Source organism: Pseudoalteromonas sp. APC 3355 (assembly GCF_030407615.1).
In the GTDB taxonomy this organism is placed as follows: Bacteria; Pseudomonadota; Gammaproteobacteria; order Enterobacterales; family Alteromonadaceae; genus Pseudoalteromonas; species Pseudoalteromonas distincta.
Window position 1 is genome coordinate 107,081 of the sequence record NZ_JASDDB010000009.1, and the last position, 15,115, is coordinate 122,195.

General features: G+C 40.7%; 14 protein-coding genes. 1 reads left to right on the forward strand and 13 read right to left on the reverse strand.

Features of this window, described 5'->3' with window-relative positions:
• Nucleotides 1-120: 120 nt before the first annotated feature.
• From QMA08_RS13065 to QMA08_RS13125, 13 genes are all read right to left on the reverse strand, one after another.
• Nucleotides 121-1,548 carry an NAD-dependent succinate-semialdehyde dehydrogenase gene (locus tag QMA08_RS13065; protein ID WP_290174683.1) on the reverse strand — a complete coding sequence of 476 codons (1,428 nt, stop codon included), beginning with the start codon at nucleotides 1,546-1,548 and terminating at the stop codon, nucleotides 121-123.
• 540 nt (nucleotides 1,549-2,088) lie between these two features.
• A complete protein-coding gene (fdx, locus tag QMA08_RS13070; protein ID WP_002958430.1) occupies nucleotides 2,089-2,427 on the reverse strand; it encodes an ISC system 2Fe-2S type ferredoxin in 339 nt (112 codons plus the stop codon).
• Nucleotides 2,428-2,438: 11 nt separating this feature from the next.
• Nucleotides 2,439-4,301, reverse strand: coding sequence for a Fe-S protein assembly chaperone HscA (gene hscA, locus QMA08_RS13075; protein WP_002958429.1), 1,863 nt, complete (start codon nucleotides 4,299-4,301; stop codon nucleotides 2,439-2,441).
• Between the two features lie 41 nt (nucleotides 4,302-4,342).
• On the reverse strand, nucleotides 4,343-4,870 hold the full coding sequence (gene hscB / locus QMA08_RS13080; protein ID WP_002958428.1) for a co-chaperone HscB: 528 nt from the start codon (nucleotides 4,868-4,870) through the stop codon (nucleotides 4,343-4,345).
• 82 nt (nucleotides 4,871-4,952) lie between these two features.
• Nucleotides 4,953-5,276, reverse strand: coding sequence for an iron-sulfur cluster assembly protein IscA (gene iscA / locus QMA08_RS13085; RefSeq protein WP_002958427.1), 324 nt, complete (start codon nucleotides 5,274-5,276; stop codon nucleotides 4,953-4,955).
• A 12-nt stretch (nucleotides 5,277-5,288) separates the two neighbouring features.
• Nucleotides 5,289-5,672, reverse strand: coding sequence for a Fe-S cluster assembly scaffold IscU (gene iscU, locus QMA08_RS13090; protein ID WP_002958426.1), 384 nt, complete (start codon nucleotides 5,670-5,672; stop codon nucleotides 5,289-5,291).
• Between the two features lie 41 nt (nucleotides 5,673-5,713).
• Nucleotides 5,714-6,931 (reverse strand): IscS subfamily cysteine desulfurase, encoded by a 1,218-nt coding sequence (locus tag QMA08_RS13095; RefSeq protein WP_002958425.1) that lies wholly within the window; start codon nucleotides 6,929-6,931, stop codon nucleotides 5,714-5,716.
• Between the two features lie 24 nt (nucleotides 6,932-6,955).
• Nucleotides 6,956-7,447 carry a Fe-S cluster assembly transcriptional regulator IscR gene (gene iscR, locus QMA08_RS13100; protein WP_002958424.1) on the reverse strand — a complete coding sequence of 164 codons (492 nt, stop codon included), beginning with the start codon at nucleotides 7,445-7,447 and terminating at the stop codon, nucleotides 6,956-6,958.
• 237 nt (nucleotides 7,448-7,684) lie between these two features.
• On the reverse strand, nucleotides 7,685-8,410 hold the full coding sequence (trmJ, locus tag QMA08_RS13105) for a tRNA (cytosine(32)/uridine(32)-2'-O)-methyltransferase TrmJ (protein WP_002958423.1): 726 nt from the start codon (nucleotides 8,408-8,410) through the stop codon (nucleotides 7,685-7,687).
• 157 nt (nucleotides 8,411-8,567) lie between these two features.
• On the reverse strand, nucleotides 8,568-9,323 hold the full coding sequence (locus QMA08_RS13110; RefSeq protein ID WP_182671023.1) for a class I SAM-dependent methyltransferase: 756 nt from the start codon (nucleotides 9,321-9,323) through the stop codon (nucleotides 8,568-8,570).
• Between the two features lie 57 nt (nucleotides 9,324-9,380).
• Entirely contained in the window at nucleotides 9,381-10,559 is a 1,179-nt protein-coding gene (locus QMA08_RS13115) for a response regulator (RefSeq protein ID WP_290174684.1), read from the reverse strand.
• Between the two features lie 139 nt (nucleotides 10,560-10,698).
• Nucleotides 10,699-12,738, reverse strand: coding sequence for an oligopeptidase A (gene prlC, locus QMA08_RS13120; RefSeq protein WP_290174685.1), 2,040 nt, complete (start codon nucleotides 12,736-12,738; stop codon nucleotides 10,699-10,701).
• Nucleotides 12,739-12,824: 86 nt separating this feature from the next.
• On the reverse strand, nucleotides 12,825-13,499 hold the full coding sequence (locus QMA08_RS13125; protein ID WP_138488457.1) for a DUF2461 domain-containing protein: 675 nt from the start codon (nucleotides 13,497-13,499) through the stop codon (nucleotides 12,825-12,827).
• 78 nt (nucleotides 13,500-13,577) lie between these two features.
• On the opposite strand from QMA08_RS13125, the gene gorA reads away from it, so the two are divergent.
• On the forward strand, nucleotides 13,578-14,939 hold the full coding sequence (gene gorA / locus QMA08_RS13130; protein WP_039485720.1) for a glutathione-disulfide reductase: 1,362 nt from the start codon (nucleotides 13,578-13,580) through the stop codon (nucleotides 14,937-14,939).
• Nucleotides 14,940-15,115: the final 176 nt, after the last annotated feature.

Genomic DNA, 15,115 nt, shown 5'->3' on the forward strand with positions numbered 1-15,115 from the left:
GCTCCAAAGGTAGCATTTAGTGCTTTGTGTAGCAACAGTAAAAGGTAAAGTTCATATATCTGCCATATTAACGTCATAAAAAAGCGCGAAGTAAATTCGCGCTCATAAACTTAACGGGCGTTATATTTTAATACACACGTACTTTTCTTCTAAGTACTCATCAAGCCCTTGATGACCGCCTTCTCGACCCAAACCAGATTGCTTAACACCACCAAATGGCGCTACTGGGTTTGATATAACACCTTCATTTACGCCGACCATACCAAATTCAAGCCCTTCACTAACTCGGTAGACTTGCTTAATGTTTTGGCTGTAAAAATAAGCTGCTAAACCAAATGGTACATCGTTGGCAAGCGCAAGCACTTCACTTTCTTCATCAAAAGGAATAACCGTTAACACTGGGCCAAATACCTCTTCGTGGTAAATATCCATCTCTGTAGTGACGTTGTTTACAATTAATGGGTTTTGAAAGCTGCCACCTAAGTCACTATTATCACCAATCAGCGTCGCGCCTTTATCGAGTGCGTCTTGTACTAACTGTTGCACTTTCTCTTTGGCTTTAGGGTAAATGAGTGGACCAATATCAACATCGTCTTCAAAACCATTTGCTACTTTTAACGCTGCAACCTTAGGCGTGATTTTTGAAAGTACTTTGTCGAGAATATTACGTTGTATAAAAATACGGTTTGCAGCAACACATGCCTGCCCACTATTTCTAAATTTAGCCGCCATTAGCCCTTCAACAGCTTCATCTAAGTCGGCATTATCAAAAATAATAAAAGGTGCATTACCGCCAAGCTCCATCGAGGTGCGTTTAATTGTGTCAGCACATTGCGATAGCAACTGCTTACCTACACCGGTAGAACCGGTAAATGTAAACTTACGCACAACTTCTGAGTCAGTCAGCATTTTACCTACTGTTTTGGCATCTTGAGAAACCAGTACATTAAATGCACCTTTAACAAAACCAGCTTGATCGGCTAGATGAGCAAGCGCAATAGCACAAAGTGGCGTGTGTTCAGAAGGTTTAAGTATAAAGCTACAGCCCGCAGCGTAAGCTGGCGCTACTTTACGAGTAACCATAGCAATAGGAAAGTTCCACGGCGTTATACCAGCTACAACACCGACAGGCTGCTTAAAGCTGGTTAAACGGTGCGAGTCATCTGTTGGCGGAATTACATCTCCGTAACTACGTTTGGCTTCTTCTGCAAACCATTTGATAAAACCTGCACCGTAATCAATCTCACCAAGGGATTCTTTGAGTGGTTTGCCTTGCTCTTTGGTCATTAGCTCTGCAAGTGTTTGCTTGTGCTTTATTACTAGCTCATACCAGCGCATCAAGGTTTCGCTTCGCTCAGTGGCATTTGTCGTTTTTAACTTAACAAAAGCTTCTTGAGCTGCGGTTATTGCGCTATTTACACCCTGCTCGTCAATATCGCTTACTTCAACAATACTTTTTTCGGTAGCGGGATCGTTAACGCTAAAGCGCGTATCAGTTTTATAAAATTCGCCGTTAATAAATGAGTCAGAAAAAATAAGATTACTCAAAATAAACCTCCAAAATTACGTTTTAAGGTGTTAGCTTTTAATGCGTGGCATAAAGCCAAGGCTAACATTTTAGGATCTTTGCTCACGTGAGAAGCGCAGCTTCTATATTTATAACCTAGAGTTAAAACACATCACACAAGCTAGCTTTGCGTCTACAAAATAACTTACGAGCTTTGCTCGTCACGCCAGCAAGCTGTGCGTCTACAAAATAAATGTATAATTTAAAATTTGCTGTAGACGTTGAGCTTGCTCACGTGAGAAGCGCAGCTTCTATATTTATACCTAGAGTTAAAACACATAACGCCAGCAAGCTTTGCGTCTACAAAATAAATATATAATTTAAAATTTGCTGTAGACGTTGAGCTTGCTCACGTGAGAAGCGCAGCTTCTATATTTATAACCTAGAGTTAAAACACATAACGCCAGCATGCTTTGCTTGCCTACAAAATAACTTACGAGTTTTACTCGTCACGCCTACAATTCACAAACAAAAAAGCCGCTGTATCAAACAGCGGCTTTTAATATATACATCGTTAAAAACTAGTGCTCTTCATTAACGATATTGAGATTGTACTTAGGTATTTCAACCACTAGGTCTTCATCTCTTATAATTGCTTGGCAACCAAGGCGTGACTCAGGCTCTAAGCCCCATGCTTTATCTAGCATGTCGTCTTCTAGCTCATCACTTTCTTCAAGTGAATCAAATCCTTCACGAATCACTAAGTGACACGTAGTACATGCACACGATTTTTCACAAGCGTGCGCAATGCTGATACCATTTTTAAGCGCAGCGTCGAGTACCGTTTGACCTGTAGGAGCTTCAATTGCAGCGCCGTCAGGACATAATTCAGGATGTGGAAGAAAAACAATTTGTGGCATTCTAATCTCTCTTAAATGTTGTCTACTGACTGCCCTGTAAGGGCCTTTTTAATTGATGCATCCATTCTACGCGATGCAAAGTCGCTACTCGCATTATCGACTTTTTCGATAGCTGCTTTAATCTCGCCAGGCTCTTGTGCATTTTCGCGCACTTTTACCAGTTCTGCAATTTCAGCGCGTAAGTTAGCTAGTTGCATATCGTCAAGTAATGCACCATCGGCTTCAAGTGATGCATTAAGCGCTTCTATTACACGCAACGCTTCTACTTGTTGCTCTTTAAGCATACGCGCTTGCATGTCGCCTTTAGCGTTGCTCATTGATTCTTTTAGCATGTTAGCTACTTGGTCATCAGATAAACCAAACGAAGGCTTAACTTGAATCTCAGCTTGTACACCTGTTGATTTTTCCATAGCTGAAACACTTAATAGGCCATCAGCATCAACTTTAAAGGTTACACGAATATGCGCAGCGCCTGCCGCCATTGGTGGAATACCTTTTAAGCTAAACTTAGCAAGCGATCGACAATCATCAACAAGCTCACGTTCACCTTGCAGCACATGTAATGACATGGCTGTTTGACCGTCTTTAAACGTTGTAAATTCTTGTGCGCGTGCTACCGGAATCGTTGTATTACGCGGAATGATTTTTTCAACCAAACCACCCATAGTTTCAAGGCCTAGCGATAACGGTAATACATCAAGCAATAACATGTCAGAATCGGGCTTATTGCCAATTAACACGTCGGCTTGAAGCGCGGCACCTAAGGCTACAACACGATCAGGATCGATTGAAGTTAGTGGCTCTTTATCAAAAAAGCTTTGTACTTGACTACGTACCAATGGCATACGGGTTGAACCACCTACCATAATAACTTGCAGCACTTCTTCATTTTCAATGCCAGCATCTTTTACAGCACGACGACACGAGCGCAGCGTTTTTTTAATTAGTGGCATAGCCATTTCATCAAACGTTTCGCGCGTTACTTCAACGGTGTATTTTTGATCGTCAAACTCAAGGCCCACGTTTACTTTAGCGTATTGGCTTAATGCTTCTTTACACGCTTTTGCTTTATTGATGAATAAACGTAAAACTGAAGGTGATAATGCTGACACACCTGTTTGCTGCTTAAAGTAATCAACAAGGAGCGAATCAAAGTCATCGCCGCCGAGGCTAGAGTCGCCACCGGTTGCCATTACTTCAAACACACCTTGGTGTAATCTAAGTACTGATATATCAAACGTACCACCACCTAAATCGTAAACAGCAATAATACCTTCTTGACCTGAATCTAAACCATAAGCAACCGCTGCTGCTGTTGGCTCATTTAATAAACGTAGTACGTTAATACCAGCAAGCTCTGCGGCATCTTTAGTACTTTGGCGCTGTGCGTCATCAAAGTACGCTGGTACTGTGATTACAGCCCCTAAAATTTCTTGGTTGCCAAAACTTTGCTCAGCTCGTGCTTTTAATGCAGCTAAAATATGGCTTGATGCCTTAATTGGACTAATTTTACCTGCCGCAGTTTCTATTGCTAGCGCACCATTGTGCTCACAGAATTCATACGGTAGTTGCCCATAACTTTGCTCTATTTCAGCCTGAGTTTTACCTAAAAAACGCTTAACCGAAATAAGTGTGTTAGCAGGGTCTTGCGTTGCGGCTTGTGCAGCTTCTGCGCCAACAGTAATACCGCCTGCTTGATAACGAACAACCGACGGTAACATAGCCGCGCCAAGATCATCAGTTAACGTGCGGGCTTCGCCACTTTGCACTGTTGCAACTAATGAATTAGTTGTACCAAGGTCAATACCAATTGCTAGTTTATGTTCGTGTGGTGCCGCGCTTTGCCCCGGCTCAGCAATTTGCAATAATGCCATAATGCTCTTTAAACTCGTGTTGCTCGCTTTGCAGCAAGTAATTAATCGTCAAATAAACTGTCTTCGATACGCTCTAGTTCTTCACGTAACTTATAAACAAACTTCAGTTTACGAATATTATCTGCGGCAAGTTGATATTGCTGCTCATCGTTACTTGCTAATTGCTCAGCAAGTTGTGCACTGTATTGCGCGTTTAATTGCTTAATTTGTTTTTCAAAATTTGCAATGGCGGTATCAGGATCGCTAGCTGATGTTAGCTCTTCAAGTTCTTCGCGAAGTTCCATTTGCTGCATTAAAAACATTGGATCTTGCAAGGTTTGCTGCTCTGCACGAATATCAACGCCTAGCTCGCTCAACATATATTCGGCACGTTTTACTGGGTGCTTTAATGTTTGTAGCGCATCGTTAATTTCGGCGGTGCTTTGCACAGCCATTAACTTATCGCGGCTGCTCGCATTCGCGTGGCGATCGGGATGTACAGTACGCTGTAATTCCAAGTAGTGCTTGTTAACCGTTGCTAAATCAATATTGTAATCAACGGGGACTGCAAATAATTCAAAGTAACGCATAACTTCAACCAATAATATTCAGAAATAACAAAGCCCTACATTAACTGGCAGGGCTTATTTATACTACAAAGATATTTAAAGCTTAAACGGTAAAGCTTTCGCCACAACCACACTCATCTGCTTGATTCGGGTTATTAAATTTAAACCCTTCATTTAAGCCTTCTTTAGTGTAGTCGAGCTCTGTGCCGTCAATGTAAACTAAGCTTTTAGCGTCAACAATTAAGGTGACACCTTTAGCCGCAAAAGTTTCATCGTCTTCGTTTAAATCGTCAACAAACTCAAGTACATAAGCAAGACCTGAACAGCCCGTCGTTTTAATGCCAACGCGCAGGCCTAAACCTTTACCGCGGTTTGCTAAAAATGATTGTACGCGGTTTGCTGCCGCATCTGTCAATGTCACTGCCATGAGTTTCTCTTCTTACTTCGCTTGTTTGCTTTTGTAGTCTGCAATTGCTGCTTGAATTGCGTCTTCGGCTAAAATTGAACAGTGAATTTTCACTGGTGGCAACTCAAGCTCTGCACTGATATCAGTGTTTTTAATTGTCGCTGCTTCGTCTAGCGTTTTGCCTTTAACCCACTCTGTTACAAGTGAAGATGAAGCAATTGCGCTACCACAACCGTAGGTTTTGAATTTTGCATCTTCAATAACGCCAGTGGCAGATACTTTAATTTGCAGTTTCATTACGTCACCACATGCTGGTGCGCCTACCATACCCGTTGCCACTGACGGATCGTTCTTATCTAGAGTACCTACGTTACGTGGGTTTTCTACGTGGTCGATTACTTTATCACTATAAGCCATTATTCTATCCTCATTACCTGCTAGGGTATGTGCTCACACTATTAGTGGTGAGCCCATTCAACTGAATCTAAATCAATACCTTCTTGATGCATCTCCCAAAGTGGAGACATCTCACGTAGGCGACCGATAGAGTTTTTCATTAATTCGACGGTGTAATCAATCTCTTCTTCGGTAGTAAAGCGACCAATACTAAAACGAATTGAGCTATGTGCTAATTCGTCGTTACGGCCAAGTGCACGTAATACATAAGAAGGCTCTAAGCTTGCAGATGTACAGGCTGAACCTGACGATACTGCAATGTCTTTTACTGCCATAAGTAACGACTCACCTTCAACAAAGTTAAAGCTGATATTTACAATACCCGGTACTGATTGGTCTTGTGTGCCGTTAAAGTATACTTCGTCCATATCAGCCATAATGCCGTCGATTAAACGATTACGTAAGGCGCTGATGTGTGCGTGATCTTTTTCGAAATCTTGCTTAGCAATTTTAAACGCAGTACCCATACCCACTAATTGGTGAGTTGCTAGTGTACCAGAGCGCATACCGCGTTCATGTCCGCCACCGTGCATTTGCGCTTCGAGGCGAGCACGTGGTTTACGACGAACGTAAAGTGCACCAACACCTTTAGGGCCATACACTTTATGTGCAGAGAACGACATAAAATCAACTTTAAGCTGTTGCACGTCGATTAATACTTTGCCCGCGCTTTGCGCTGCATCTACGTGGAACATAATTTTACGTTCGCGACACATTTCGCCAATAGTCGCGATATCTTGAATCACACCTAGCTCGTTATTAACGTGCATGATGCTTACAAGTACTGTGTCGTCACGCATTGTGTCGGCAAGTTTTTGTAAATCAAGTAGGCCGTTTTCTTCGACGTCCATGTAAGTTACTTCAAAACCTTGGCGCTCAAGCTCACGACATGTGTCGATTACAGCTTTATGCTCAGTTTTAGCGGTAATAACGTGCTTACCTTTTTTCTTGTAAAACTGTGCTGCACCTTTAATAGCAAGGTTATTTGATTCTGTTGCACCCGATGTGAAAACAATTTCACGTGGGTCTGCATTAATTAAATCAGCAATATCTGTACGCGCTTGGTCAACAGCTTCTTCTGCTTGCCAACCAAAACGGTGTGAGCGTGACGCAGGATTACCAAACTTACCGTCCATTGTCAGGCACTGCATCATTTCTTTAGCAACACGTTCATCAACAGGCGTGGTCGCTGCGTAATCTAAATAAATCGGTAACTTCATTTCTCTCTCCGCTGCAGGTCAACCTTAAAGTTGACAGCTTACTTGAATGTTTTCCAACTGCTTAATTGCATTATTGATACTGTTATCTTGGCGCGATGCTATTTCTTTCACATCTGATTTTTCCACCAATTCAGCAAGGGTAATATTATTCAAAAATTCTTCTATGCGTGCGCTTAAGTCTGACCACAAATTATGTGTTAAACAACGCATACCACTCTGACAGCCGGTATCGGCACCTTGGCAACGTGTTGCATCGACCGATTCGTCTACGGCGCTAATAATATCGCCGACAGAGATGACGCCCGCTTCACGCCCTAGTAAATAACCACCACCAGGTCCACGAACAGAACTTACTAGGCCATTTTTACGTAAACGAGCAAATAATTGTTCAAGGTAAGACAAAGAAATTTCTTGTCTTTGTGAAATATCAGCAAGGGCTACAGGACCTACACCTGTGTGTAGTGCAACATCCAGCATAGCTGTAACGGCATATCTGCCTTTTGATGTTAACTTCATAACGCCCCCTGCACAAAAGAGTGCAAATTTTAATTACCAGAGTAAATTAGTCAAGTATTATCACTTGATAAAAATTTGATTTATAAACTCTTACTTTTTAAATTGTAGAGTTAACAAACTTTCAATACTTGACCTCTTTGGTCAAGTATTATAGCCATTGTAATTACCTGAGTATTTTAGTCAAGTATTAGCTAGTTATTTACCCATTGGTTTTTATAACTAATAGCTATACCTAAGTTACTTAGGGATAGACTTATTAATTGAGGTGAGAATACCGCGTAAAATATTCATTTCGGCATCTTCAGGGTGAGCTCGGTTAAATAAACGACGTAATTTAGTCATAACTAAACCAGGGTGCTGTTTGATAATAAAGCCGGTTTTGAAAAGCGTCTCTTCAAGGTGCTCATAAAACAGTTCTGTTTGTTTTGAGCTTGGGTAAACAGCATCGTCTTCTTCAACCTTTTTAGGTTGTTGATTTAAAAACGCCATACGTGTTTCGTAACTAAGTGTTTGTACCGCCATAGCTAAATTAAGCGAGCTGTATTCAGGATTAGCAGGAATACATACGTGGTAATTACAAAGCTGTAATTCTTCATTAGTTAAGCCGCTGTTTTCACGACCAAATACTAGCGCTACAGGACCATTTACAGCTTCAGCAACGAGTTTTTCACCACATTCACGTGGTTCAACCATTGGCCACGAAAGCGTACGAGAACGCGCACTTGTGCCAATTGTTAATGTACAGTCAGCGATAGCTTCTTCAACAGTACCTACAATAACTGCATTGCCTAAAACATCAGTTGCGCCTGCAGCTAAAGCACTTGCTTGGCTGTCTATTTCACAAGCAGGATCAACTAAATAAAGCTTTGATAGACCCATGGTTTTCATGGCGCGAGCCGCCGAACCAATATTGCCCGAATGTGACGTGTTAACTAAAACAATGCGAATATCATCTAAGATCATTACTGTGCTACTTTGCTATGCCAAAAAATTGCGCAAATTCTAACATGAAAATGTAATAAGATCCTAGATTCAAAAGGCTAGATCCTAAGATCAAAGCCAATATAACGATTCTTACATAGATAAATTCTAGGGATAAACCACCAATTTGTTTTGATGTTTAAACCATTGCCGCTTTTACGTAAACATCAAAACGGTTCTTTTTGGTTTTAATTTGCATACTTGGGGTTTTTTCGTTTAAGAATGGCGCGTAATCGGGGCGCTTTACAACGACACGCTTACTGGCAAGTGGATAAGCAAAATCAAGTAGGTCGTCAGCGTCGTTGTCTGCACCAACTAGCTCTTGAAATACGCGCATTTCTTTTTTAACTAATGCTGATTTTTCGCGATGCGGAAACATGGGATCTAAATAAACAACATCGGGCATGCTTTCGCACTGAGAGAGCAAAGTATGGCTTGAGCCAAATATTAGGCTCATGTTTTCTTTCATCCACACACCAATTTCAATATCGCTATAGGCTCGCTTTAACCCATCGTATAAAAGGGCTGCAACAACCGGATGACGTTCATGTAATATGACTTTGCACCCTAGCGAGGCAAGTACAAAGCCGTCTCGCCCAAGGCCTGCGGTAGCATCAAGTACAACAGGCGTTGCACCTTTATTTAAACCAACCGCTTTGGCAATAGCTTGCCCTTTACCACCGCCAAACTTGCGCCTATGGGCAGCAGCACCGGTTACAAAATCAACATTAATTGCACCTAGTTTAGGCTCGTCGGTTTTAAATAGGCTTAACCCTTTATCGTCGTAATGTAAGCTAAAGCCACTGCAATTTTGCGCCCATTGGGCTAAACCAAAGCGTGTTTCTAATTCATTTAAATAAGGGCGTAACTCTTTAAAAGCACACTGAATAACCACAATAAACTCCGACGATAAAATACGCCAGTAGTATATCAACCGCTTTACTTTAAAGCACTAAAATAGCTCTATATCACTGTGATGATTCGTATTGACCTTTGCGGCTTCCGCTTTAGTGCGTAAATTAGATATAAGCTCATTGCGGCTTTCGGCAACTTGTTTAAGCTGATATTTGATAAAAGCTAAATCACTATTAGCCGATACAAATAACTGCATTGTTTGATCTAATTGAGATATATATAAGGTGAGATCTGCAGGATTTGCTTGTGTTTGTTGTAGCTTAATGGCGCAGTCAAGCTCATGTAGCTGCTCTATAAACACTTTAGTACTTTTGTTTTGCTCTATATTTTGAGTAGTTAACTGCTTAACAATATCTTGAAGGGCTGTACTTATTTGAGCTGCCTGCTCATAACTGCTTTCGCTTCTTTCCATGGTAATAACCTTCTCGTTGGTTACTTCTAATATATGCGGGAACAGATCTTTATAGCGTCCGTACAAAGCATCGTTATCAACTGGCATATTTTTTATCAAAAGGGATACTTTGGGGTAATTAATTATAGTACTACTACCAATATCAACAAATCGTTGAGCTTGTCTGTGTTGCTCCAGCAGCTCTTGCTCTAACGGGCATACACCGCTTTGCTGACTGTAAAAAACACCTGTTCCTTGATACCAAAACACAACCACAACATCTAAATTTAAAGGAGCAAAAAAGGCAAAAAAGTGTTCACTCAACGATTGAAAGTTATTAGCGTGATAGCTTTGTCCAACGTAGCGCATTATACGCCCCATATCGCCCGACTCTGTCATCGCTATTTCCGCTGTTTTATTCGCTTTTGCTATATCCAGTTTTAGCTTTGCACATTGCTGTCGATATTCGTAAAGCACTTTTATACGCGCTATTAACTCTTCTGCGTTAAAGGGTTTAGTAATGTAATCAGATGCGCCAACACTATAACCTTTTACCCGATCGCTTAACTCTATTTTAGATGAGAGAAACATAACGGGAATATCTTGAGTGCTTTCACTGTGCTTTATCGCTTTACATACGTCATAGCCTGACATATCTGGCATTTCAATATCGAGTAAAATAATATCAGGGTTATATTTATTGGTTAGCCTTAATCCTTCATCGCCATCTTTTGCATGAATTATTTTACAAAACCCTGCTAAAGACTCTTCAATTATATGATGAACATATTTGTCGTCATCAATTGCTAATACCAACTTTGCCATGCCTTAATCCATTTTAATAGGTGTGCTAAAAGCATAGTACGACAGGATGAAATTACTAAAAATTATTAGATAATAATTTACAAATAATAAAAAAGCGCCATTTAGGCGCTTTAATTTAGTTTGTGCTAAATATTAGTTTTTAAGCTGCAATACCGCTGTGGCGTAGTAACGCGTCAACATTAGGCTCACGACCACGGAACTTTTTAAATAATTCCATTGGCTCTTCACTGCCGCCTTTTTCTAAAATGTTTTGCATGAAGGCTTGACCGGTTTGCGGGTTAAAAATACCTTCTTCTTCAAATTTAGAATAAGCATCAGCAGAGAGTACTTCAGCCCATTTATATGAGTAATAACCAGCGCTGTAACCGCCTGCAAAAATGTGGCTAAAGCCATGTTGAAAACGGTTAAACTCAGGAGGCTTAACGACCGAGGTACGGCTGCGTACGTCATCAAGTACTGCTTGAATTTGACACTCTTCACCCGCTTTATAATCATTGTGGATTTTAAAGTCGAATAACGAGAACTCAATTTGACGTAGCATTTGCATGCCTGAGTTGTAGTTTTTAGCCGCTAGTAGCTTATCAAGTAGCTCTTTAGGTAACGGCTCGCCCGTTTCATAATGACCTGAAATAAAGCTCAATGCTTCTTCTTCATAACACCAGTTTTCTAAAAACTGACTAGGAAGCTCTACCGCATCCCACGCTACACCATTAATACCCGCAACAGGGGCAGCATCAACTTGTGTAAGCATGTGGTGAATACCATGACCAAACTCGTGGAATAAGGTAGTCACTTCGTCATGAGTAAACAATGCAGGTTTATCGCCAACCGCTTTATTAAAATTACACACTAAATAAGCCACTGGAGTTTGTAGTTCGCCGTTAGCACGTACTTTACGGCCCATACAGTCGTCCATCCACGCCCCACCGCGTTTACGGTCACGTGCATATAAATCGAGATAAAAACGTCCGCGTAGGGTGTTGCTGCTATCTACAATTTCAAAAAAACGTACATCTTTGTGGTAAGTATCAAAATCAGTAACTTCTTTTACGCTAATACCAAATAAGCGGTTAACGGTTTCGAATAAGCCACTTAATACTTTATTTGCTGGGAAGTAAGGACGTAGTACTTCATCTGAAATAGCGTATTTTTCTTGCTTAAGTTTTTCGCTGTAGTAACCAAAATCCCATGCCTGTAATTCAGAAATACCATGTTTTTGCTCAGCATAGGCTTTTAATTCTGCCACTTCTTGTTCTGCTTGTGGTTTTGATTTAGCCGCTAGGTCTTCTAAAAACGAGAATACTTGCGCCGGTGTTTCGGCCATTTTAGTTGCCAGTGACTTTTCAGCGTAGCTGTTAAATCCTAGTAACTGTGCAAGTTCATGGCGAAGCGCAAGCTCCTCACTCATAATCTGTGAGTTATCAAACTCACCAGCATTAGGGCCTTGATCTGATGCGCGCGTAGAAAACGCGGTGTAAGTTTCTCTGCGGAGTTCGCGGTTATCTGCATAGGTCATAATTGGTAAATACGACGGAAAATCAAGGGTAAATACCCAACCGTCTAACTCTTTACTTTTTGCTGTGTCAGCTGCAAGCGCTAAAGCAGATTCTGGCAAGCCAGCTAAGTCGCTTTCATCAGTAATATGTTTGTGCCAAGCAAGTGTGGCATCCATTACGTTGTTGCCAAATTTTGAGGCAAGTTCTGATAAACGCGCGCTAATTTCGCCGTAGCGTTTTTGCTGCTTCGGTGCTAATGCAATACCCGATAATTTAAAATCACGAAGCGCATTAGTAATTGTTTTTTGCTGTGCTGTAGTCAGCGTTTTAAATTCGTCGCTGTTATAAAGCGTATTATACGCGTTGTATAAACCTTGATGCTGACCTACAAATGTTGAATATTCAGATATTAACGGTAAGCACTGCTCGTAAGCTTCACGTAATTCGTCGTTATTCATTACTGAATTTAAATGCGATACAGGGGAGAACATGCGCGATAATTTATCGTCCGCTTCTTCAAGGGGTAATACTAAGTCATCCCACGTGTACGAGCCTTTCGCTAGCACGTCATCAATGGCTTTACGACAAAGCTCAATACCGTCTTTTAGTGCTGGTACTACGTACTCAGGCTTTATTTTTGAAAATGGTGGTAAGCCTTCAAGGCCAATTAGTGGGTTGCTCATAAATACTCTCTTTGCGTTAATGCATTACGTTTTAAATTGGGTCTAAAAGTAAAAAAACAACTCAGCCGCTTTTAAGTTGTTTAATTTTAATAAGGTTGCTCTAAAGCAAAACACAAATAACCCATTAATGAGTCGGCCACTTTATAACGTTCTAGTACCGTATCAACTAGGTTATTACTGCATATTTGCTTTTGAGTAAGTGGGCTAATGGCTATAAAGTCTTTTCGTTTGAGCTCATCTATTAAGGGATGATCTTTTTCAAAACCTCTTGGTGGGCGTTTTAGCGACTCTCCTGACATTTCAAATATAGATTTAAATTGCTCATCATAAATTGCTTTTTTATAGCTATTTGGGTTTTCGTCTATGCAGGTTCTAATTGCATTAAGCGCCTTTGATTCTGGTCGCCAAATACCAGCACCTACAAAACATTCGTCATTTGCTAAGTGAAAATAAAAACCAGGGGCGTGTACGTCTTTTCCCATAAAATGGCGAAATTGAATTCCTACATTAATTTTATATGGGGTTTTATCTTTACTAAAACGCGCGTCTTTATGGATTCTCATTAAACTACCGCCGACTTTTTTATCTGATGCGACAAAATGGCTAGAAACCTCAGCAAGTGGTGCTTGCATTTGCCTAATGAAATCTAAAGCGGGCTCTCTTACGTATTCCTCATACTGTGATTTATGGTCGTTAAACCAGTCTCTATTATTGTTTTGATCAAGCTGAGCAAGAAATTCGAATGTTTTTTTACTAAACATAGGTCACCTAAACACTCTTTATTTTTAAAACTTAATGTTATGCTAATGCGCATAAAACTCAACGCCTAAGGACATAAAATGACACAACACTTTGATTATATTGCAATCGGTGGTGGCAGTGGTGGTATTGCCTCTGCAAATAGAGCGGCAATGCGTGGCGCTAAAGTAGCACTTATAGAAGCAAAACACATGGGCGGCACGTGTGTAAACGTGGGCTGTGTACCTAAAAAAGTAATGTGGCACGGTGCTCAGGTTGCTGAAGCAATTAATTTATATGCCCCAGATTACGGCTTTAATGTTGAAGTTAAAGGCTTTGATTGGAGCAAGTTAGTAGAAAGCCGTGAAGCCTACATAGGTCGAATTCATAAAGGTTACGACAGTGGCCTTGCTAGCAATGGCGTTACTGTAATTAAAGGTTTTGCTAAATTTGTAGATAATAAAACAGTTGAAGTAAACGGCGAGCACTACACAGCCGACCATATATTAATTGCAGTAGGCGGCCGCCCAAGCATTCCGCATATTGAAGGTGCTGAACACGGTATCGATTCAAATGGCTTTTTTGAACTAAAAGAGCAGCCTAAGCGCGTTGCAGTTATTGGCGCAGGCTACATAGCCGTCGAGCTTGCTGGTGTATTACATGGTTTAGGTACTGAAACACATTTATTTGTTCGTAAGCATTCTCCACTTCGTAACTTTGACCCATACATAGTTGAAACACTTGTTGATGTTATGGCTGCTGAAGGCCCTACTCTTCATACAGAATCTGTACCTCATAAATTAGTTAAAGAAGATGATGGCTCTGTAACGCTACATTTAGATAATGGCAAAACTCATAACGTTGACCAAGTAATTTGGGCCATTGGCCGCCAGCCAACAACAGATGCAATTAATGTAGCCGCTGCCGGCGTAGAAGTTAACAGCGATGGTTTTGTTAAAGTTGATGAGTTTCAAAATACCACAGCTAAAAATGTATACGCGGTTGGCGATATTATCGAAAACGGTATTGAACTTACGCCTGTAGCAGTTAAAGCAGGGCGTACTTTATCAGAACGCTTATTTAATAAAGAACTACCTGATGATTTAAAAATGGATTACAGCCTAGTTCCTACTGTTGTATTTAGTCACCCACCAATTGGTACTATTGGCCTTACTGAACAAGAAGCTATTTCTCAGTATGGCGAAGAAAACGTTAAGATTTACCAATCTGGTTTTACAGCTATGTACACAGCGGTAACTAAACATCGCCAGCCTTGTAAAATGAAACTTGTATGTGCCGGCCCAGACGAAAAAGTAGTTGGCCTACATGGTATTGGTTTTGCGGTTGATGAAATGATTCAAGGTTTTGCAGTTGCCATGAAAATGGGCGCAACTAAAGCTGACTTTGATGCCGTTGTTGCGATTCACCCAACAGGTTCTGAAGAGTTTGTAACGATGCGCTAGGCGCTAAACTCTAAGCGCTCAATTATAAAAAGCCCTTGTTAAGTAATTAGTAAGGGCTTTTTAATGCTTGTTATATTTTGCACAACAAACCACTTAAAACGTCACATTAAAAACATCCATTCAACATTAAAAAAACATCTAAGCCGTTATTTTAACAACAAAAATTTTAGACCGAT

Excerpts from the sequence above, each read along its gene's own strand:
- hscA (WP_002958429.1), bottom strand. The coding sequence starts at position 4,301 with ATGGCATTATTGCAAATTGCTGAGCCGGGGCAAAGCGCGGCACCACAC.
- hscB (WP_002958428.1), bottom strand. The coding sequence starts at position 4,870 with ATGCGTTACTTTGAATTATTTGCAGTCCCCGTTGATTACAATATTGAT.
- QMA08_RS13125 (WP_138488457.1), bottom strand. The coding sequence starts at position 13,499 with ATGTTTAGTAAAAAAACATTCGAATTTCTTGCTCAGCTTGATCAAAAC.
- iscR (WP_002958424.1), bottom strand. The coding sequence starts at position 7,447 with ATGAAGTTAACATCAAAAGGCAGATATGCCGTTACAGCTATGCTGGAT.
- prlC (WP_290174685.1), bottom strand. The coding sequence starts at position 12,738 with ATGAGCAACCCACTAATTGGCCTTGAAGGCTTACCACCATTTTCAAAA.
- QMA08_RS13095 (WP_002958425.1), bottom strand. The coding sequence starts at position 6,931 with ATGAAGTTACCGATTTATTTAGATTACGCAGCGACCACGCCTGTTGAT.
- iscA (WP_002958427.1), bottom strand. The coding sequence starts at position 5,276 with ATGGCAGTGACATTGACAGATGCGGCAGCAAACCGCGTACAATCATTT.
- QMA08_RS13115 (WP_290174684.1), bottom strand. The coding sequence starts at position 10,559 with ATGGCAAAGTTGGTATTAGCAATTGATGACGACAAATATGTTCATCAT.
- iscU (WP_002958426.1), bottom strand. The coding sequence starts at position 5,672 with ATGGCTTATAGTGATAAAGTAATCGACCACGTAGAAAACCCACGTAAC.
- fdx (WP_002958430.1), bottom strand. The coding sequence starts at position 2,427 with ATGCCACAAATTGTTTTTCTTCCACATCCTGAATTATGTCCTGACGGC.
- gorA (WP_039485720.1), top strand. The coding sequence starts at position 13,578 with ATGACACAACACTTTGATTATATTGCAATCGGTGGTGGCAGTGGTGGT.
- trmJ (WP_002958423.1), bottom strand. The coding sequence starts at position 8,410 with ATGATCTTAGATGATATTCGCATTGTTTTAGTTAACACGTCACATTCG.